This is a genomic window from Roseovarius indicus, from assembly GCF_008728195.1.
In the GTDB taxonomy this organism is placed as follows: Bacteria; Pseudomonadota; Alphaproteobacteria; order Rhodobacterales; family Rhodobacteraceae; genus Roseovarius; species Roseovarius indicus.
On record NZ_CP031598.1, the window covers coordinates 4,089,874 to 4,107,880 of the forward strand.

Annotated in this window: 17 protein-coding genes; 12 read left to right on the plus strand and 5 right to left on the minus strand. The window is 65.1% G+C overall.

Annotated elements, in window-relative coordinates; translation table 11 throughout:
- The first annotated feature begins 227 nt into the window (after positions 1–227).
- The 8 genes from RIdsm_RS19800 (at position 228) to RIdsm_RS19835 (ending at position 8,301) form a co-directional block, all read left to right on the plus strand.
- The gene (locus RIdsm_RS19800; RefSeq protein WP_057818158.1) at positions 228–1,463 is read left to right on the plus strand and encodes a CpaE/TadZ family protein; all 1,236 of its coding nucleotides are present in this window, start codon (positions 228–230) and stop codon (positions 1,461–1,463) included.
- A gap of 16 nt (positions 1,464–1,479) precedes the next feature.
- On the plus strand, positions 1,480–2,928 hold the full coding sequence (locus tag RIdsm_RS19805; RefSeq protein WP_057818160.1) for a TadA family conjugal transfer-associated ATPase: 1,449 nt from the start codon (positions 1,480–1,482) through the stop codon (positions 2,926–2,928).
- A gap of 5 nt (positions 2,929–2,933) precedes the next feature.
- On the plus strand, positions 2,934–3,902 hold the full coding sequence (locus RIdsm_RS19810; protein WP_057818162.1) for a type II secretion system F family protein: 969 nt from the start codon (positions 2,934–2,936) through the stop codon (positions 3,900–3,902).
- Positions 3,903–3,909: 7 nt separating this feature from the next.
- Positions 3,910–4,893 carry a type II secretion system F family protein gene (locus RIdsm_RS19815; protein WP_057818165.1) on the plus strand — a complete coding sequence of 328 codons (984 nt, stop codon included), beginning with the start codon at positions 3,910–3,912 and terminating at the stop codon, positions 4,891–4,893.
- A gap of 28 nt (positions 4,894–4,921) precedes the next feature.
- Entirely contained in the window at positions 4,922–5,470 is a 549-nt protein-coding gene (locus tag RIdsm_RS19820) for a tetratricopeptide repeat protein (RefSeq protein WP_057818167.1), read from the plus strand.
- 29 nt (positions 5,471–5,499) lie between these two features.
- Positions 5,500–6,357 carry a tetratricopeptide repeat protein gene (locus RIdsm_RS19825; RefSeq protein ID WP_057818169.1) on the plus strand — a complete coding sequence of 286 codons (858 nt, stop codon included), beginning with the start codon at positions 5,500–5,502 and terminating at the stop codon, positions 6,355–6,357.
- A complete protein-coding gene (locus RIdsm_RS19830) occupies positions 6,358–6,858 on the plus strand; it encodes an A24 family peptidase (RefSeq protein ID WP_057818171.1) in 501 nt (166 codons plus the stop codon).
- A gap of 132 nt (positions 6,859–6,990) precedes the next feature.
- A complete protein-coding gene (locus RIdsm_RS19835; protein ID WP_057818173.1) occupies positions 6,991–8,301 on the plus strand; it encodes a hypothetical protein in 1,311 nt (436 codons plus the stop codon).
- Between the two features lie 20 nt (positions 8,302–8,321).
- On the opposite strand, the gene RIdsm_RS19840 is transcribed toward RIdsm_RS19835, so the two are convergent.
- From RIdsm_RS19840 to RIdsm_RS19850, 3 genes are all read right to left on the minus strand, one after another.
- Positions 8,322–8,648: a ribonuclease E inhibitor RraB gene (locus tag RIdsm_RS19840; protein ID WP_057818175.1), complete on the minus strand. Its 327-nt coding sequence runs from the start codon at positions 8,646–8,648 to the stop codon at positions 8,322–8,324.
- A gap of 191 nt (positions 8,649–8,839) precedes the next feature.
- Complete coding sequence (locus RIdsm_RS19845; RefSeq protein ID WP_057818177.1) at positions 8,840–9,499, minus strand: outer membrane protein; 660 nt, start codon at positions 9,497–9,499, stop codon at positions 8,840–8,842.
- A 247-nt stretch (positions 9,500–9,746) separates the two neighbouring features.
- The gene (locus RIdsm_RS19850) at positions 9,747–10,229 is read right to left on the minus strand and encodes a DUF4405 domain-containing protein (protein ID WP_057818179.1); all 483 of its coding nucleotides are present in this window, start codon (positions 10,227–10,229) and stop codon (positions 9,747–9,749) included.
- Between the two features lie 156 nt (positions 10,230–10,385).
- On the opposite strand from RIdsm_RS19850, the gene RIdsm_RS19855 reads away from it, so the two are divergent.
- From RIdsm_RS19855 to RIdsm_RS19865, 3 genes are read left to right on the plus strand one after another with little or no spacing between them, the layout of a single operon-like run.
- Positions 10,386–12,791, plus strand: a complete 2,406-nt coding sequence (locus RIdsm_RS19855) for a ligase-associated DNA damage response DEXH box helicase (RefSeq protein ID WP_057818181.1) — start codon at positions 10,386–10,388, stop codon at positions 12,789–12,791.
- 53 nt (positions 12,792–12,844) lie between these two features.
- Complete coding sequence (gene pdeM / locus RIdsm_RS19860) at positions 12,845–13,510, plus strand: ligase-associated DNA damage response endonuclease PdeM (protein WP_057818183.1); 666 nt, start codon at positions 12,845–12,847, stop codon at positions 13,508–13,510.
- Positions 13,511–13,570: 60 nt separating this feature from the next.
- Positions 13,571–13,996, plus strand: coding sequence for a PaaI family thioesterase (locus RIdsm_RS19865; RefSeq protein ID WP_057818185.1), 426 nt, complete (start codon positions 13,571–13,573; stop codon positions 13,994–13,996).
- A gap of 103 nt (positions 13,997–14,099) precedes the next feature.
- Here the strand turns inward: RIdsm_RS19865 and folD are convergent, their stop codons facing one another.
- Complete coding sequence (gene folD, locus RIdsm_RS19870; RefSeq protein ID WP_057818187.1) at positions 14,100–15,017, minus strand: bifunctional methylenetetrahydrofolate dehydrogenase/methenyltetrahydrofolate cyclohydrolase FolD; 918 nt, start codon at positions 15,015–15,017, stop codon at positions 14,100–14,102.
- A gap of 79 nt (positions 15,018–15,096) precedes the next feature.
- A complete protein-coding gene (locus tag RIdsm_RS19875; protein ID WP_057818189.1) occupies positions 15,097–16,773 on the minus strand; it encodes a formate--tetrahydrofolate ligase in 1,677 nt (558 codons plus the stop codon).
- Positions 16,774–17,028: 255 nt separating this feature from the next.
- Between RIdsm_RS19875 and RIdsm_RS19880 the strand changes: the two genes are divergently transcribed.
- Positions 17,029–17,994 carry an EF-hand domain-containing protein gene (locus RIdsm_RS19880; protein WP_057818190.1) on the plus strand — a complete coding sequence of 322 codons (966 nt, stop codon included), beginning with the start codon at positions 17,029–17,031 and terminating at the stop codon, positions 17,992–17,994.
- Positions 17,995–18,007 lie beyond the last annotated feature (13 nt).

An 18,007-nucleotide genomic window follows, 5' to 3' on the forward strand; every position in this document is an offset into this window, starting at 1 on the left:
TCCCTGTCCGGCACATGCCGGGCCAACTGCCAAAGCCCGTCCCAGAGGCGGGCTTTTTTTGTCTATCAGTTCCGCACAATTGGAGTTTTTTGGCCCAAATGTTGCCCAGATTTTCGGCGAGGTTCCTACAGTAACAGGTTTCCCCCGGACAAGAGGCAGCGGGGGCCGCGCATAGAAATGCGCAGTTGCGCGCGACGTTTGCCGCGCTTTGAAGAATGGGATCCGGAATGACGAGTAGTGACAGCAACACAGACCAAAGCCCGCTCGTCGCCTGTACGGTCAGCCGCGATGTGCAGAACTTCGACCTGCTCATCGAGGATATGGAGGCCGCGCTTGGCGAAGCGTGGGGCGATCTGAACATCAACGAAGCGCTTGCCTTCTTCGGCCAGCCCGAGGCGACCGGCATCGAATTTGCCGCCGTGGCCATAGACGACACCGACGAGGATGAACTCCCGCTTCTGAGCGAGATCATCACCATGGCCAGCTCGCGCGGCATCCGCGTCATCCTCATCGCCGAGGATGTCAGCCCCGCCGTGCTGCACCAGCTTCTGCGCCAGGGCGCCGACGAATTCGTGCCCTACCCCCTCCCCGAGGGCGAGCTTGAGGCCGCCATCGAACGCATCCGCAAGCGCGACGAACAGACCTCGGTCGAAGGCACGCCCTTCGCCGCCGGCAACGTGCCCGGCGACGGCGTCCTCCTCGCCGTGCAGGGCCTCGCAGGCGGCACCGGCGCAACCACGCTCGCCGTCAACCTCGCCTGGGAACTGGCCACCGTCGACAAGAACGATCCGCCCCGTGTCTGCCTGCTCGACTTCGGGCTTCAGACCGGCTCCACCGCCACCTATCTCGACCTGCCCCGCCGCGACGCGGTGTTCGAGATGTGGTCCGACACCGAATCGATGGACGAGGACATCTTCAAGCAGTCCCTCGTCGCCTTCGAAGACAAGCTGTGGGTGCTCACCGCCCCCACCGACATGCTCCCGCTCGACATGATCACGCCCGAGGATGTCAGCCGCGTGCTCGAATTCGCCCGCTCGAAATTCGACTACGTGATCGTCGACATGCCCTCCACGCTGGTGCAATGGACGGAAACCGTCCTGAACGCCGCCCAGATCTATTTCGTCACGCTCGAGCTCGACATGCGCTCGGCCCAGAACGCCCTGCGCCTCAAGCGCGCCCTGCGCTCCGAGGATCTGCCGGTCGAAAAGCTGCGCTTCTGCCTGAACCGCTCGCCCAAGTTCACCGACCTCAACGGCAAGAGCCGGGTCAAGCGCATGGCCGAAAGCCTCGAGATCAGCATCGAGGTCCAGCTGCCCGACGGCGGCCGCGTCATCACCCAGGCCGGCGACCACGGCTCGCCACTTTCGCATTCCGCGGCCAAGAACCCGCTGCGCAAGGAAATCGCGAAGCTGGCCGCCTCGCTCCATGAAATCGGTAAACCCGACGCCGAAGAAGCGGCGTAAATCTGCAGGTAACTGAATGTTTTCAAGGTACAAGAAATCGGGCACTGCCCCGGCCAACAAGGCCACGAAGGTCAAGACGCCGGTCGAAATGCCCAAGACCGAGCCGGCGGCGGCCCCCAAGCCCGCCTCGCTGCGCAAACCCAGCCCGACCCAGGCGGCGTCCGTCGCGCCCGCCGACAAGGAACGCAAGCGCAAGGAACGGCTGGCCGAGATCAAGCTCGACCTGCACCGCTCGCTGCTCGACAACCTGAACCTCGCGGCGCTCGACACCGCCACCGAGTCGGACCTGCGCGCCGAGATCAGCTCGATCGCGGCCGAGGTGCTGGAAGAGCGCTCGATCGTTCTCAACCGCGAAGACCGCTCCACCCTCACGCAGGAGCTCTATGACGAGGTCAAGGGCCTCGGCCCGCTCGAGACCCTGCTGCAAGACGACACCGTCAACGATATTCTCGTCAACGGCCCGCACCAGATCTTCGTCGAGCGCGACGGCAAGCTCACGCTCTCCGACGTCACCTTCAAGGATGAGAAGCACCTCCTGCGGATCATCGACAAGATCGTGTCGGCCGTGGGCCGGCGCGTCGACGAATCCAACCCTTACGTCGACGCCCGCCTTGCCGACGGCTCGCGTTTCAACGCCATGGTGCCGCCCATCGCGGTCGACGGCAGCCTGGTCTCGATCCGGAAATTCAAGAAGGACAAGCTCGGCATCGACGATCTCGTCCGCTTCGGCGCCTTCTCCGAGGAAATGGCCGCCTACCTTCAGGCCGCCGTGGCCACCCGGCTCAACGTCATCGTCTCGGGCGGTACGGGCTCCGGCAAGACGACCACGCTCAACGCGCTCTCGTCCTTCATCGACAACGCCGAACGCATCCTCACCATCGAGGACACCGCCGAACTTCAGCTGCAACAAACGCACGTTGGCCGGATGGAAAGCCGCCCGCCCAACGTCGAGGGCAAGGGCGAGGTCTCGCCTCGCGACTGTCTCAAGAACGCCCTGCGGATGCGCCCCGACCGCATCATCGTCGGCGAGACGCGCGGCGAAGAGGTGATCGACATGCTACAGGCCATGAACACCGGCCACGACGGCTCGATGACCACGATCCACGCCAACAACGCCCGCGACGGCATCTCGCGTCTGGAAAACATGGTCGCCATGGCCGGCATCGAAATGCCGCTCAAGGCCGTCCGCAGCCAGATCGCCAGCGCCGTGAACCTCATCGTGCAGGCCTCGCGCCTTCAGGACGGCTCCCGCCGCATGGTCTCGATCACCGAGATCACCGGCATGGAAGGCGACGTCATCTCGATGCAGGAAATCTTCCGCTTCCAGCGCACCGGCCTGACCCCCGACAACAAGATCATCGGGCACTTCACCGGCACCGGCGTGCGCTCGAACTTCTCGGAACGCTTCCGCCTGTGGGGCTACGACCTGCCCCCCAGCATCTATGAACCCGTCGCGGCAGAGTAAGAGCCATGAGCATCAGCATCGAACCCATCATCTACGGCCTGATCTTCATCGGCGTGCTCGTGCTCGTCGAGGGCCTCTACCTGACCGTCTTCGGCAAATCGATCAGCCTCAACAGCCGCGTCAACCGCCGGCTCGACATGCTCGACAAGATGGGCAACCGCGAGCAGGTGATGGAGAAACTCCGCAAGGAGATGACCCAGCACCTCAAGGCGCGCAACATCCCGATCTACGCGATCCTGTCGTCCAAGGCGCAAAAGGCGGCCATCGCCTTCACCCCGAAACAGCTCATCATGCTGATGGGCGCCGTTTCGGTCTTCGCCTTCGTCGGCCTCACCATCGGCACCGACACCCAGGTGCCGATCCGCGCCGCGGTATCGCTCGGCATCGGCATCGGCGGCGTCTTCGTCTGGATCAACTCCAAGGCGTCCAAGCGCATGAAACTGCTCGAGGAACAGCTTCCCGACGCGATCGAACTGATGGTCCGCAGCTTGCGCGTGGGGCACCCCTTCTCCTCGGCCATCTCCATCGTCGCCAACGAGGTCTCCGACCCGCTCGCCACCGAATTCGGCATCATCGCCGACGAAAGCGCCTATGGCCGCGACGTGGGCGAGGCGCTCAAGGACATGGCCGAACGGCTCGACATGCAGGATCTCCGCTTCCTCGCCGTCGCCGTCACCATCCAGCAGCAGTCGGGCGGCAACCTCGCCGAAATCCTCGACGGTCTCGCCAAGGTGATCCGCGCCCGCTTCCGCCTGTTCCGCCGCGTCAAGGCCATCACCGCCGAGGCGCAATGGTCGGGCAATTTCCTGTCGGCCTTCCCGGTGCTGGCCCTCGTCGGCATCCAGATGATCAAGCCCGACTACTACGACGAGTCGATGACCCACCCGCTCTTCATCCCGGCCTGCATCGCCGTCGGCGGGTTCCTCGTGACGAACATCTTCGTCATGCGCTCACTCGTGAACATCAAGGTCTGAGGTCCCCATGGGCATTTTCGATCAAATCACCGGCACCCTGACCGATCAGCTCGGGCCCTTTGGCCCGCTGATCGCCGTCGGCACGCTCGGCGTCGTCCTGATCCTGATCTGCATCCCGATCCTCATCAAGCAGTCGCAGGACCCGCTCGACAAGCTGAAGAAGGCCAACAACACCGGCAAGGCGCCCGACACCAACAAGGACCGCCTGCGCACCAAGTCGCGCAACGAGAAGCTGGAAAAATACGCCACCTTCCTCGAACCGCAGGACGAGAAACAGCTCAGCCAGATGCGGCTGACCCTGATGCAGGCCGGCTACCGCGACCGCGACGCCGTGCGCTACTTCCACTTCGCCCAGTTCGCCCTCGGCATCGGCGGGCTGGTGCTGGGCACGATCTACTTCGTCTTCTTCATGTCCGGCGAAGACACCACCACCCAGCAGACGCTGATGTACACGCTCGGCCCCGGCGGAATCGGCTACATGCTGCCCAAGTACTGGGTCACCAAGCGCAAGCAGAAGCGCCAGGAAGAGATCGAACAGGGTTTCCCCGACAGTCTCGACATGATGCTCACCTGCGTCGAGGCGGGCCAGTCGATGGACCAGGCCATCATCCGCGTCTCCCGCGAGATGCACGCCTCCTACCCCGCCCTCGCCGAGGAATACGAAATCGTCTCGCACCAGATGAAGGCCGGCCGCGACAAGCCCTCCGTGCTGGGCGACATGGCCGAACGCTGCGGCGTGCAGGACATCTCAAGCTTCGTCACCGTGCTGATCCAGTCGCAATCCTTCGGCACCTCGATCGCCGACGCCCTGCGCGTCTATGCCAGCGAGATGCGTGACAAACGCGTCATGCGCGCCGAAGAAAAGGCCAACAAGCTTCCGACGAAGATGACATTGTCCACGATGATGTTTACAGTGCCCCCACTACTGATCATTCTGGTCGGTCCGTCGGTTCTGGGCATCATGGAACTCTTCTCGATGGGCGGCCCGTAACAACAACGCCAAAAATGGCGGGGCTTACATGAGACAGGCACGAGCAGTCGTCCTGATTTGCATCGCCCTTGCTGCCTGCAGCGAGGGCGTTTCGCGCGACACCCCCTTTGCGCCGGGCATCAAGACCGGCGCCGAGGCCGTTGACGGCATGCTCGTCGGTCACCGGCTGATGGACGCGGGCGAATACGAACTGGCCATCGACGCCTATTCCCGCGCCGCCCTCCAGCAGGGCATGACCGCCGAGGTCCTCTCCAGCATCGGCACCGCCAACCTCAAGCTCAGCCGCCTCCACACCGCCGAACGCCTCCTCCGCCAGGCGCTCGACAAGGACGAGGACAGCCCCGAGATCTGGAACAATCTCGGCGTCGTGCTGATGGAAAAGGGCGAAATCGCCGAAGCCGAACAGGTTTTCCGCCGCGCCTACGCCTTCGACAATGGCCAAAGTGACTCAATTCGCGACAATTTGCGCTTAGCATTGGAAAAATCCGACAATACCGACTATGCTGTGGAAAACGAGCAAGACTACAAATTGGTACGGCGGGGCACCAGCGACTACCTGATCCGCAAGATACCATGACGAGGCAAGAGCAGTAAAAGGACGCAAAAATGCGCCATCTGATTACTCTGAGCGTATGCGCTGTCAGTGCATTTGCGCTGTCGGCATGCGACAAGAAAACAGGCACCGACGTCGATCGCGCCTTCCAGGGCGTCAACGTGGTCGATGAATCCAACCTCAATGACGTGATGCTCTCCGTGGCCGACCCGAACGAGGCGGTCTCCTACTTCCAGCGCGCCACCGGCGAACAGCCCGAACGGCTCGAACTGGCCCGCGGGCTCGCCAAGTCGCTCGTCCGCGCCAAGCGCACGACCGAGGCCGTCTCGGCATGGAAGGAAGTGACCGACCACAAGGATGCCACCGATGACGACCGCGTCGACTTCGCCGACGCGCTCATCCGCAACAACGAGTGGGAGCGCGCCGAGCAGGTGCTCGACCGTATCCCGCCGACCTTCGAAAGCTTCAAGCGCTACCGGCTCGAGGCGATGGTCGCCGACAGCAACCAGGAATGGCAGAAGGCCGACACCTTCTACGAAACCGCCATCGGCCTGACGACCCGCCCTGCCAACGTGATGAACAACTGGGGCTATTCCAAGCTCACCCGCGGCGATTACATCGGCGCCGAAAAGCTCTTTTCCGATGCCATCCGGCAGGACAACTCGCTCTTCACCGCCAAGAACAACCTCGTTCTCGCCCGCGGCGCCCAGAAGAACTACGCCATGCCCGTCGTCCCGGTCTCCCAGACCGAACGCGCCCAGCTCCTCTACACGCTGGCGCTGTCGGCCATCAAGCAGGGCGACACCACCATCGGCAAGGGCCTCCTGCGCGACGCGATCGACACCCATCCCCAGCATTTCGAGGCCGCCGCGCGGTCTCTTGCCGCGCTCGAGGACAACGTGAGCAACTAGATGGCCCTCGCGATCTCGCCGACCGAGGCGCTCTGGTTCCTGCCCTTCGTCGTGCCGCTCTGCCTCTGGGTGATGTGGAGCGACCTTTCGGCCATGCGCATCCCCAACGTCGCGGTGCTGACGCTGGCGGCGATCTTCCTCGTCGTGGGCCTCATCGCCCTGCCCTGGGCCGACTACCCCTGGCGCCTGCTGACCATGATCGTCGTCCTGGTCCTGATGTTCGGCGCCAACGTCATCGGCGTGATGGGCGCAGGCGACAGCAAGTTCATCGCCGCCGCCGCCCCCTTCATCGACCCGGGCGACGTCGGCCCCCTCTGCTTCATCTTCGCGGCCAACCTTCTGGCCTGCTTCGTCACCCACCGCATCGCCAAGCACACCGCGCTGCGCCGCCTCGCCCCCAACTGGACAAGCTGGGACCGCGGCCGCAAATTCCCCATGGGCTTCGCGCTCGGCGCCACGCTCATCGCCTACCTCGCCCTCGGGGCCGCCTACGGCACCTGAGGCACATTCCGACGCGCCCGCAACGCCCACACCACGCCTACCCCGTTTCACATTTTCACCGCTTTTCCCCCCGATATTGCCCCCAACCCGGCATGACCGCCGGACCGTGAACAACCACAGGGGCACTCACGAATGAACATGCAGGCATCCCAAGGCGTCCAGCCGCCCCCGCCCCCCAAGGGGCTGGAGGACATGAAACTTCCGATCGTGATGATGCGCGACATCCTGATCAAGACGATGTTCCGCAAGAATCTCGACACGGTCAGCGACCTGGCCGAGGCCATCTGCCTCCCCCGCGCCGTCACCCAGGAGCTGATGGACATGGCCCGCTCCCAGTCGATGGTCGAGGCGATGGGCACGCTCAGCGCCACCGCCGGCAGCGAGATGGGCTACCAGCTCACCGACAGCGGCAAGTCCCGCGCCCTCGACGCGCTCTCGCAATCGGAATATTTCGGCGCCATGCCCGTCCCGCTCGAGGTCTACCGCGAGCAGGTCAAGCGCCAGTCGATCCGCAACATCCAGATCACCCGCGAGGAGCTCGTGCAGTCCATGGGCCATCTCGTCCTGCCCAACAGCCTGCTCGACTATCTCGGGCCGGCCGTTTCCGCCGGCCGCTCGATCCTGATGTACGGGCCGCCGGGCAACGGGAAATCCTCGATCTCCAACGGCATCCGCGACGCGATGGGCGACAAGATCTACGTCCCCCGCGCCATCGAATATTCGGGCCAGGTCATCACCGTCTACGACCCCATCGTCCATTCCAAGGCCGAGGTCGAGGCCGACGACCCGAACAGCCTCCGCCGCCGCCGCACATGGGATACCCGCTACGTGCGCTGCGAACGCCCCACCGTGGTCACCGGCGGCGAGCTGTCGCTGTCGATGCTCGACCTCGTCTACAACCCCACCGCCCGCACCTACCAGGCGCCGCTGCAGCTCAAATCCTCCGGCGGCATCTTCATCGTCGACGACCTCGGCCGCCAGCAGGAACCGCCGCAGGCGCTCGTCAACCGCTGGATCGTCCCGCTCGAGGAATCGAAGGATATCCTCGCCCTGCAATCGGGCGAGAAATTCGAGGTGCCCTTCGACACGCTGGTGATCTTCTCCACCAACTTCCACCCCAACGAGATCTTCGACCAGGCCGCGCTCCGCCGGATCTTCTTCAAGATCAAGATCGACGGCCCAAGCCAGGCCGACTTCCTCAAGATCTTCGCCATGGTCGCCAAGAAAAAGCAGATCCCGCTGGACGAAGCCGCGCTCCTGCACCTGCTCAAGAAGAAATACCCGACGATCAAGAACATCTACGCCAACTACCAGCCGGTCTTCCTCATCGACCAGATGATCGCCATCTGCGAATTCGAGGGCATCCCCTACCAGATGAGCCCCGAGCTGATCGACCGCGCCTGGGCCAACATGTTCGTGAAGGACGAAACCATCGTGAAGTGACGGCCGGAAAGTCGGCCGGGTCAGCCCACGAAGAACCCCCACCCGTCCGGACGGAACCCGCAAGAAAGAGCGACCTCCGTGGTCGCTCTTTCATGTTTCCAGATCCCGTCGAGCGTCAGCGGGACATCCGCAACGGCCACCTCGAACCAGTCGCCCTCTTCATCGGCCACGGCTTGCCCCGCGTACCCCGCATCCGCCAGCGCCGCGACGACCCCCGCCCAGTCCGCGCCGGCCACCGGCAGGAATTGCAGGTCGAGGGTCGCGCGGGCAGGCAGGTCGTGGCGGTCGGCCAGGTCCTCCAGCACCGCTTCCGTCGTCCGGCGCTGTTCCTCGAAATCGTGCTCCATGGCCTGCGCTCCGCTCTTCATACCGGCGCGGATCTCGAACCCGCCCGTCGAACATCGCGCCTTCCGGCCATCTTTTCAACACCTCGAGCCAGGTCGCCGCGCCTGCGCCGCCCAGACCGGCCCCCGGACCCGCCCAGCCTCCATCGCCATCCCCTGCGAGGCCGCCCGCAAGGGCGGACGAGCGCGCGACGTCAGAAATCGATCCGCAGCCCCACACGCAAGGCGTGCTGCTCCACCGACACCGGCATCACCACGCCCGGAAAGGCCGGCGCCAGCGCCCCGCGCGCCGTGCCGTAATCGGTATAGCGGTACTCCACCCGCAGCGACGACCGCGCCGTCAAACGCGCGTCCATCCCGACACCCACCGTCCAGCCGTCCAGCTCGTCGCTATAGCGGTTGGTGGCCGCCGCCGCGGGCCCGCCCGTGAAATCGAAATCGCCATAGGCATAGCCCAGCGTGCCGTAAAACAGCGTCGGCGTGTTGAACATCTGCCCGGCATAGCCCAGCACGCCCCGGATCGAGCTTTGCCAGTTCAGTTCGGCCGCCCCGCCCGAGGTCGCCCCGACAGGGTTGATGAACGATCCCGACGCATCCGAGATGTCGGCATCCATCTCCACCCCGTAGACCATGGTCCCCGACTGTCTCGCATAGCCAACGAACGCCCCCAGCAATCGCCCCTCGGCATCCGAGTTGCCGGTCGGCGCGCCGTTGCTGAACGTGTGGGTCGAATCGTGCCACGCGTAGGCCGCTGTCAAACCGCCGTAAAACCCGCTCCAATCCTGGGCAGACGCCGAAATCGGCGCCCCCGCGACAAGCGCGGCGACGGCATATATTTTCAGATTTTTGATCATGGTACTTTCCCCGGTTGGCGCTTTCCCCCGAAAGCGCGGGCCGGCCTCCCAAAGTCCCGCCGACACCTGCAGCCATTTTACATTACGTTACGTAAAGCACCAAATTAACCGAGGTTAACAAGGTCCGGGAAATCGGCCTCTACCCATGAAATTCAATCACTTGGCAGCCGTTTCGGCCGCATGGCTGACGTTGCGGCCGGGCCCCGGCGCCCGCCTCCGGGCGCCGCAAAAAGGCCCGACACCCGAATCACTCGGCGAAAAGCACCCCGATCACCTGCGCCTGAACGCCCCGGTCCCCTCCGGTCAGCACCTGCATCGGCATCCCTGCCTCCGCCACGAACCCGGCCTCCGCCAGCCGCGCCAGCCCGGCCGCCTCCTCCTGCCCGCTCAGCGCGATGACCGTGCCCACATCCGCCCGCTCCACGGCCTGCATCACCGCGCTCACCGGGCTGCCCCCGGCCCCGGCCATCGGCACGAAAGACAATGCCAGCACCGCCACCATCGCTCCCATGATCCCCCGCGCCAGCGGCTTCCTCAGATGCGACAGGAACGCCCGCGCATTCACCGCCAGGTGCGCGCCTACCCCGGCCACCATCACCCAGCCCAGCCATTCATGCGCCGCCTTGTTCAGCCCCATGTCGAGGTGGAAGAACATCAAGATGCCCGTCACCGCCATCAGCAGGAACACCCCCATCGTCAGCGGCGTCGCCCATTTCCTCATCTGTGTCATCGTCAAATCTCCGGATCATGTGGCGCGCGTCTCACCCGGTAAAACGCCCCATCGCCGCCTTTCCGTCGCCCACCGTACAAACTTTTCCGCACCGCGGCATTCTGCCCATGTTCACGCCCCGTTCCCATCACCCCCGAACCGCGCTACATCTGCCGCATGACCGCCCTGCCCCCGCTCTTCACCGACTGGTTCGCCGCCCGCGGCTGGCACATCCACCCGCACCAGCAGGCCATGCTCGACCGCGCCGACGCCCCGGCGCAACTGCTCATCGCCCCCACCGGCGGCGGCAAGACGCTCGCGGGCTTCCTGCCCACCCTCACCGACCTCGCCGAAAACGACCACCAAGGCCTCCACACCCTCTACATCTCGCCCCTCAAGGCGCTCGCCGCCGACATCAAGCGCAACCTCACCACGCCCGTCGACGAGATGGGCCTCCCCATCCGCATCGACGACCGCACCGGCGACACGCCGTCATCGCGCAAGAAACGCCAGCGCGCCGACCCGCCCCATATCCTGCTCACCACGCCGGAAAGCCTCGCGCTCCTCACCTCCTACGAGGACGCCGCCCGCACCTTCGCCGGCCTCAAACGCGTGGTCATCGACGAAATCCACGCCCTCGCCGAGTCGAAACGCGGCGACCAGCTCATGCTCGCCCTCTCCCGCCTCCAGGCCCTCTGCCCCGGCCTCCGCCGCGTCGGCCTCTCCGCCACCGTCGAAGATCCCGCCGCCATCGCCCGCCTCCTCGCCTGCCACCCCGACCCCTGCGACATCCTCCAAGCCGACCCCGGCCCCGAACCGGATATCGCCATGCTGGAAACCGAGGAACGCCCCCCCTGGTCCGGCGGCGGCGCCGCCTACGCCATCCCCGCCGTGCTCGACCAGATCCGCCGCCACCGCACCACGCTCATCTTCCACAACACCCGCGCGCAGGCCGAGATCTTCTTCCACAACCTCTGGCTCGCCAACGAGGAAAGCCTGCCCATCGGCATCCACCACGGCTCCCTCGACCGGGTTCAGCGCGAGCGCGTCGAAGCCGCCATGCAACAGGGTCTCCTCCGCGCCATCGTCTGCACCGGCTCGCTCGACCTCGGCATCGACTGGGGCGATGTCGATCTCGTCATCCAGGTCGGCGCGCCCAAGAACGTCAAGCGCCTCGTCCAGCGCATCGGCCGGGCGAACCACAATTACAACGCCCCCTCCAAGGCCCTCCTCGTCCCCGCCAACCGCTTCGAGGTGGTCGAATGCCAGGCCGCCCTGCAAGCCGTCCGCGACCGCGACCTCGACGGCGAACCGCGCGGCCGCGGCCCCCAGGACGTGCTGTGCCAGCACATCCTGATCCGCGCTTGCGCCGGCCCCTTCTCCGCCGACGCGCTCTACTCTGAAGTCACCACCGCCGGCGCCTATGCCGACCTCACCCGCGCCGAATTCGACGCCTGCCTCAATTTCTGTGCCACCGGCGGCTATGCCCTGCGCGCCTACGACCAGTGGCAACGCCTCAAGCAGACCGACGGCCTCTGGCACCTCCGCGACCCGCGCAGCGCCCGCCTCATCCGCATGAATATCGGCACCATCCAGGACAGCGACCTCCTCAAGGTCCGCATGCAGCGCTCCCGCGGCGGCAAACCCCTGGGCGAGGTCGAGGAAGGCTTCGCCGCCTCCCTCACCCCCGGCGACACCTTCCTCATCGGCGGCGAGATCGTCCGATACGAATCCTTGCGCGAAATGACCGTCGAGGTCAGCCGCGACCGCGGCCGCCAGCCCAAGGTCGCCGTCTTCTCCGGCACCAAGTTCGCCACCTCCACCCAGCTCAGCCAGCGCATCCTGTCGCTCCTGAACGGCGGCGACTGGTCGGCGCTCCCCGCCCACACCGCCGACTGGCTGCGCCTGCAATCCGACATGTCGCGCCTCCCCAAATCCGGCGAGCTGCTGATCGAAAGCTTCCCCCACGAGGGCCGCGAACACGCCTGCATCTACGGCTTCGCCGGCCGCAACGCCCAGCAAACCCTCGGCCTCATCCTCACCAAGCGGATGGAGGAGCTGGGCCTCCACCCGCTTGGCTTCGTCTCCACCGATTACGCCACCCTCATCTGGGGCCTCGACCCGCTCACCGACCCCGGCCCGCTCTTCGAAATGGCGGCCCTCCGCGAGGGCCTCGACCGCTGGCTCGCCGGCAACCAGCTGATGAAACGCACCTTCCGCGCCTCGGCCACCATCGCCGGCCTCATCCAGCGCAACACGCCCTCAGCCAAGAAATCCGGGCGCCAGGCGACCTTTTCGTCGGACATCCTCTACGACACGCTGGCCAAGTACGACCCCGACCACCTCCTCCTGCAGATCACCCGCGCCGAGGCGATGCGCGGCCTGATCGATTTCGGCCGCATCGAGGAAATGATCGCCCGCATCGACGGACGCATCGACCTCCTCCGCCTGCCCCGCGTCACCCCCTTCGCCGCCCCCCTCTTCCTCGAACAGGGCCGCACCCCCGTCGAAGGCGCGGCACAGGAACGGCTGCTGGCCGAGGAAACCGAGAAACTCATGGCCGCCGCCGGCCTCTCCGCGTGAATTTCCGAAGGCAGGGTCTTGAATTCGCCCCATTTCCGCGCGAAGAACAATGCATGAACGGGCATGACTTCTCCCTCGCGGGCACGCCGCTGGTGGCGCTCGGCTCCGGCGCGCTCTACTGGCCGTCCGAGGGGCTGCTCTGCATCTCCGACCTGCACCTCGGAAAATCCGAACGCCGCGCCCGTCTGGGCGACGGCTACCTGCCCCCCTATGAAACCCAAGACACCCTCACCCGCCTCGAAAACGACCTGCGCCTGACCGAGGCCACCACCGTCATCTGCCTCGGCGACAGCTTCGACGACCGCGCCGCGGCACAGGCCCTGCGCGAAGAAGAAAAGCTCTGGATCGCCGCGCTGCAAGCGGGGCGCCGCTGGGTCTGGATCGAGGGCAACCACGACCCGGGCCCCGTCGAACTCGGCGGTACGCACTTGGCCGAGCTTCCCCTCCCGCCGCTGCTCTTCCGCCACATCGCCAAACCCGGCCAAAGCGGAGAGATTTCAGGCCATTACCACCCGAAGACAACCCTGCGCACCCGCGGCCGCGCCATCACCCGCCCCGCCTTCCTGATCGACGCCGACCGCGTGATCATGCCCGCTTACGGCACCTATACCGGGGGCCTGCGCAGCGACGACCGGGTCTTCACCGACCTCATGCGCGACGAGGCCATCGCGGTGCTCACCGGTCCGGTGCCCCACGCCGTCCCCCTCCCCCGGCGCTGAAATCCGTTCCCCTTCCCGCAGCGCCGCGGTACCCTGCGGACCGAACAGGAAAGGCCCGCCATGACCCCCCAGATGAAAGAGAAGATCCGCCAAAGCTTCGACAAACAGTCGATGATGACCACCCTCGGCGCCCGTCTTGGCCATCTCGAAACCGGCGCCATCGAGGTCGAGGCTCCCATCCTCCCCGGCAGCCTTCAGCAACAGGGCTTCGCCCATGCCGGCCTCACCTTCGCCATCGGCGATTCCGCCGCCGGCTACTCGGCCCTCTCGGTCATGCCGGACGACAGCGAAATCCTCACCACCGAACTCAAGATCAACCTCCTCGCCCCCGGCAAAGGCGACCACCTCATCGCCCGCGGCAAGGTCATCAAACCGGGCCGCCGGCTGGTGATCGTGCAATCCGATGTCTACGCCGTGGAAGACGGAAACGAGACCCACATCGCCATGCTCGTGGGCACGACGATCGCGGTAAAGGTGGCCACCTGAAATCGCGCGTCACGGCCCCGTAGGGTGGGTGCCAACCCACCACCCTCAAACGAAAAAACGCCCCGAAGACCCCGGGGCGCCCTTCATTCCAATACCCGACAAATCAGGCCGTCAGCCCCTCCGGCTCTTCGACCCCGTTTGCCCGGCAACAGGCCGTCACCGTATTCGCCAAGAGGCAGGCAATCGTCATCGGCCCGACACCACCCGGCACTGGCGTGATCGCCCCCGCCCGCTCCGAGGCAGACGCAAACTCCACGTCGCCCACGAGCCGCGTCTTCACCGACCCGTCCTCGTTGGTGCCCTTCTCCGGCGCCTCGATCCGGTTGATGCCCACGTCGATCACCGTGGCGCCCTCCTTGATCCAGTCGCCCGGCACCATCTCGGGCCGGCCCACGGCCGCCACGACGATATCCGCCCGGCGCACGACACCCGGCAGGTCCTTCGTCCGCGAATGCGCGATCGTCACGGTGCAGCTGTCGCCCAGCAGCAGCTGCGCCATCGGCTTGCCCACGATATTCGACCGCCCGATCACCACGGCATCCATGCCCGACAGGCTCCCGTGATGCTCCCGAAGCATCATCAGGCAGCCCAGCGGCGTGCAGGGCACCATGCTCTTCTGTCCGGTCCCCAGCAGCCCCACGTTCGAAATGTGAAACCCGTCCACATCCTTCTCGGGGCTGATCGAGTTGATCACAAGGTCCTCGTCCAGATGCTTCGGCAACGGCAATTGCACAAGGATCCCATGCACATCGGGGTCATTGTTCAACTGGTCGATCAGCGAAAGCAGATCGGCTTCCGACGTGTCGGCATCCAGCTTGTGCTCGTAGGAGTTCATCCCCGCCTCGACGGTCTGCTTCCCCTTCGAGCGCACATAGACCTGGCTGGCCGGGTCTTCCCCCACCAGCACCACGGCCAGACCGGGCGTGATCCCGTGCTCGTCTTTCAGTTTTGCGACATGCGCCGCAACCTTTTCCCTGACTTTCGCGCTGAAAGCTTTCCCGTCGATGATCTGAGCGGTCATTTATTCATCCCTGACATAGCGGTGGGTTTCACCCACCCTACGCATCGCACCGTAGGGTGGGTGTCAACCCACCAGCCTCTTAAAACAGACCTTCGATCTCGCCCGCGTCGTTCAGGCGAATGTTCTCGGCCGCCGGCTTCGAGGGCAGGCCCGGCATGGTCATGATCTCACCGCAGACCACCACCACGAACCCGGCCCCCGCCGAGAGCCGAACCTCGCGCACCGGCACCGAATGGCCCGTGGGCGCGCCGCGCAGGTTGGGGTCGGTCGTGAAGCTGTACTGGGTCTTCGCCATGCAGACCGGCAGGTTGCCGTATCCCTGCTCTTCCCACAGCTTCAGCTGATCGCGGATCTTCTTGTCGGCCAGAACCTCGTCGGCGCGGTAGATGCGCTTGGCGATGGTCTCGATCTTCTCGAAAAGCGGCATGTCGTCGGGGTAGAGCGGGCCGAAATTGGCGTTCCCGGCATCGACCACCTCGACCACTTTCTTGGCCAGGTCTTCCGACCCTTTCGAGCCCTCCGCCCAGTGACGCGACAGAACCGCCTCGGCCCCGTGCTCCTTGACGTAATCCTTCACCGCCTGCACCTCGGCCTCGGTGTCGTGCACGAAGTGGTTGATCGCCACGACAACCGGCACGCCGAAGGATTTGACGTTCTCGATATGGCGACCAAGGTTCGGGCAGCCCTTCTTCACGGCATCGACATTCTCTTCGCCAAGGTCCGCCTTGGCCACGCCGCCATTCATCTTCATCGCCCGCACCGTGGCGACCAGAACCACCGCCGAAGGCGACAGCCCAGCCTTGCGGCACTTGATGTTCATGAACTTCTCGGCGCCCAGGTCGGCGCCGAACCCGGCCTCCGTCACCACGTAATCCGAGATCTTCAGCGCGGTCGTCGTCGCGATGACCGAGTTGCAGCCATGCGCGATGTTGGCGAACGGGCCGCCATGCACGAAGGCGGGGTTGTTTTCCAGCGTCTGCACCAGGTTCGGCTGCATCGCGTCCTTCAGCAGAACGGTCATCGCCCCTTCCGCCTTGATGTCGCGGCAGTAAACCGGCGAGCGGTCACGGCGATAGGCCACGATCATCGCGCCCAGCCGCTTTTCCAGGTCCTTGAGGTTCGAGGCCAGGCACAGGATCGCCATGACTTCCGACGCCACGGTGATGTCGAACCCGTCCTCGCGGGCAAAGCCGTTGGACACGCCGCCAAGGCTCGAGGTGATCTGACGCAGGCTGCGGTCGTTCATGTCGACCACGCGGCGCCACGTCACCCGGCGGGTGTCGATCGCCTGCTCGTTGCCCCAGTAGATGTGATTGTCGAGCATCGCGCTCAACAGCGAGTGCGCGCTGGTGATCGCGTGGAAATCGCCGGTGAAGTGAAGGTTCATGTCCTCCATCGGCACAACCTGCGCGTAACCGCCACCGGCGGCCCCGCCCTTCATCCCGAAGTTCGGGCCGAGGCTTGCCTCGCGGATACAGATCATCGCCTTCTTGCCGATCCGGTTCAGACCGTCGCCCAGCCCCACGGTCGTCGTGGTCTTGCCTTCGCCCGCGGGCGTCGGGTTGATCGCGGTCACCAGGATCAGCTTGCCGGTCTCGTTCTTCTGGACCGAGTCGATATACTCCTGGCTCACCTTGGCCTTGTCATGGCCATAGGGCAGCAGGTGGTCGGACGGAATGCCCAGCTTGTCGCCGATCTCCTGGATCGGCTTCTTCTTGGCTTCGCGGGCAATCTCGATGTCGGATTTATGGCTCATGACGGGTCCTCTGGTGGCCTTGTGCGGCGGAGTGTCTCGATCCGGTCAATACAGAACCCTTGAAACCGGACGAATTGCGAATCCGACATTTCCCGCGCCTGTTGCGGCGGGCTGTCGCAGAATGGTTTCATATCGGAAACGCTGATCCCCGCCCGGACCCCTATGGAACACACCCGGGGGCGGTTCCGTTGGGGCCCCATAAGGCGGCGGAAGACCGCCAACCGGGATCCTCCCGGACCTGAAAGGAGGAAACATATGACACGTATCTTCACTACTCTTCTCGCGTCCACCATGCTGGTCAGCGCCCCCGCGCTCGCCGCAACCGACAGTGCCGACAGCGGCAAGTCGGGCAACAACATCTGCGAGAACGCCTTCAACTGGGGCGACGCCGACCAGAACGCCAAGCTGACCCGCACGGAAGTCGAGAACATGCGCGACGAGGATTATGGCGCCATCGACGCCAATTCCGACGGCGAGATCAGCAAACAGGAATATGTCGACTGCCTCGGCAAATCCGAGAAACTGATCCGGCAGGACGCCGCGGCCGGCCAGGACGACGGCACCTACAACATGGCCGACTGGTCCAACCTCGCCGATGACGATCAATCCGAACTCAGCGCCGAGGAATGGGCCGACAAGGCCCAGAGCGCCTGGGAAGACGGCGACGCGAAAATGCAGGACGCGATGAGCTACGGCGGCTCCGAGTCGGCATCGAGCGAGGAATTCGCCCGCGCCGCAACCGCCCGCTTCCGGATGCATGACGAAAACGGCGACGGCATCATCACCGCAAGCGAATATGAAACCGACGTGTCGGAAACCCGCTTCGACGAATCCGCCGTCGAGGCCCGCTTCGAGGAACTCGACGCCGATAACAGCGGCGGCATCTCGCCCCAGGAATACCGCGGCGCCGGTGTCTGGGCGGCCCAGCCGGCCGGCCTGAAATCGAGCGGCGGCTCCAACGCCGACACCGATGGCGAAACCGCCAGCGGCGGCTCGGCCAGCGCCGACGTCGATGTCGACGGCGAGAACAAGACCAGCGTCGCGGCCGACGGCCTGTCTGAAGGCACCGAAAGCTCCGACATGAACGGCGGCTCGGGCTCGGCCGACAGCGAGATCAACGAAGACACCGACGCACCGGCCAATGAAGACCAGGCCGCCAACGAGATGAAAGACGACACCTACACGGTGCCCGTCTATCACTACTACATCCGGATCCTGTAACCCGTCACCGATC

Coding starts and splice junctions, on each gene's coding strand:
- RIdsm_RS19865 (WP_057818185.1), top strand. CDS start 13,571: ATGACCCCCCAGATGAAAGAGAAGATCCGCCAAAGCTTCGACAAACAG.
- RIdsm_RS19800 (WP_057818158.1), top strand. CDS start 228: ATGACGAGTAGTGACAGCAACACAGACCAAAGCCCGCTCGTCGCCTGT.
- RIdsm_RS19830 (WP_057818171.1), top strand. CDS start 6,358: ATGGCCCTCGCGATCTCGCCGACCGAGGCGCTCTGGTTCCTGCCCTTC.
- RIdsm_RS19815 (WP_057818165.1), top strand. CDS start 3,910: ATGGGCATTTTCGATCAAATCACCGGCACCCTGACCGATCAGCTCGGG.
- RIdsm_RS19855 (WP_057818181.1), top strand. CDS start 10,386: ATGACCGCCCTGCCCCCGCTCTTCACCGACTGGTTCGCCGCCCGCGGC.
- RIdsm_RS19825 (WP_057818169.1), top strand. CDS start 5,500: ATGCGCCATCTGATTACTCTGAGCGTATGCGCTGTCAGTGCATTTGCG.
- RIdsm_RS19820 (WP_057818167.1), top strand. CDS start 4,922: ATGAGACAGGCACGAGCAGTCGTCCTGATTTGCATCGCCCTTGCTGCC.
- RIdsm_RS19845 (WP_057818177.1), bottom strand. CDS start 9,499: ATGATCAAAAATCTGAAAATATATGCCGTCGCCGCGCTTGTCGCGGGG.
- folD (WP_057818187.1), bottom strand. CDS start 15,017: ATGACCGCTCAGATCATCGACGGGAAAGCTTTCAGCGCGAAAGTCAGG.
- RIdsm_RS19805 (WP_057818160.1), top strand. CDS start 1,480: ATGTTTTCAAGGTACAAGAAATCGGGCACTGCCCCGGCCAACAAGGCC.
- RIdsm_RS19850 (WP_057818179.1), bottom strand. CDS start 10,229: ATGACACAGATGAGGAAATGGGCGACGCCGCTGACGATGGGGGTGTTC.
- RIdsm_RS19840 (WP_057818175.1), bottom strand. CDS start 8,648: ATGGAGCACGATTTCGAGGAACAGCGCCGGACGACGGAAGCGGTGCTG.
- RIdsm_RS19835 (WP_057818173.1), top strand. CDS start 6,991: ATGAACATGCAGGCATCCCAAGGCGTCCAGCCGCCCCCGCCCCCCAAG.
- RIdsm_RS19810 (WP_057818162.1), top strand. CDS start 2,934: ATGAGCATCAGCATCGAACCCATCATCTACGGCCTGATCTTCATCGGC.
- pdeM (WP_057818183.1), top strand. CDS start 12,845: ATGAACGGGCATGACTTCTCCCTCGCGGGCACGCCGCTGGTGGCGCTC.
- RIdsm_RS19875 (WP_057818189.1), bottom strand. CDS start 16,773: ATGAGCCATAAATCCGACATCGAGATTGCCCGCGAAGCCAAGAAGAAG.
- RIdsm_RS19880 (WP_057818190.1), top strand. CDS start 17,029: ATGACACGTATCTTCACTACTCTTCTCGCGTCCACCATGCTGGTCAGC.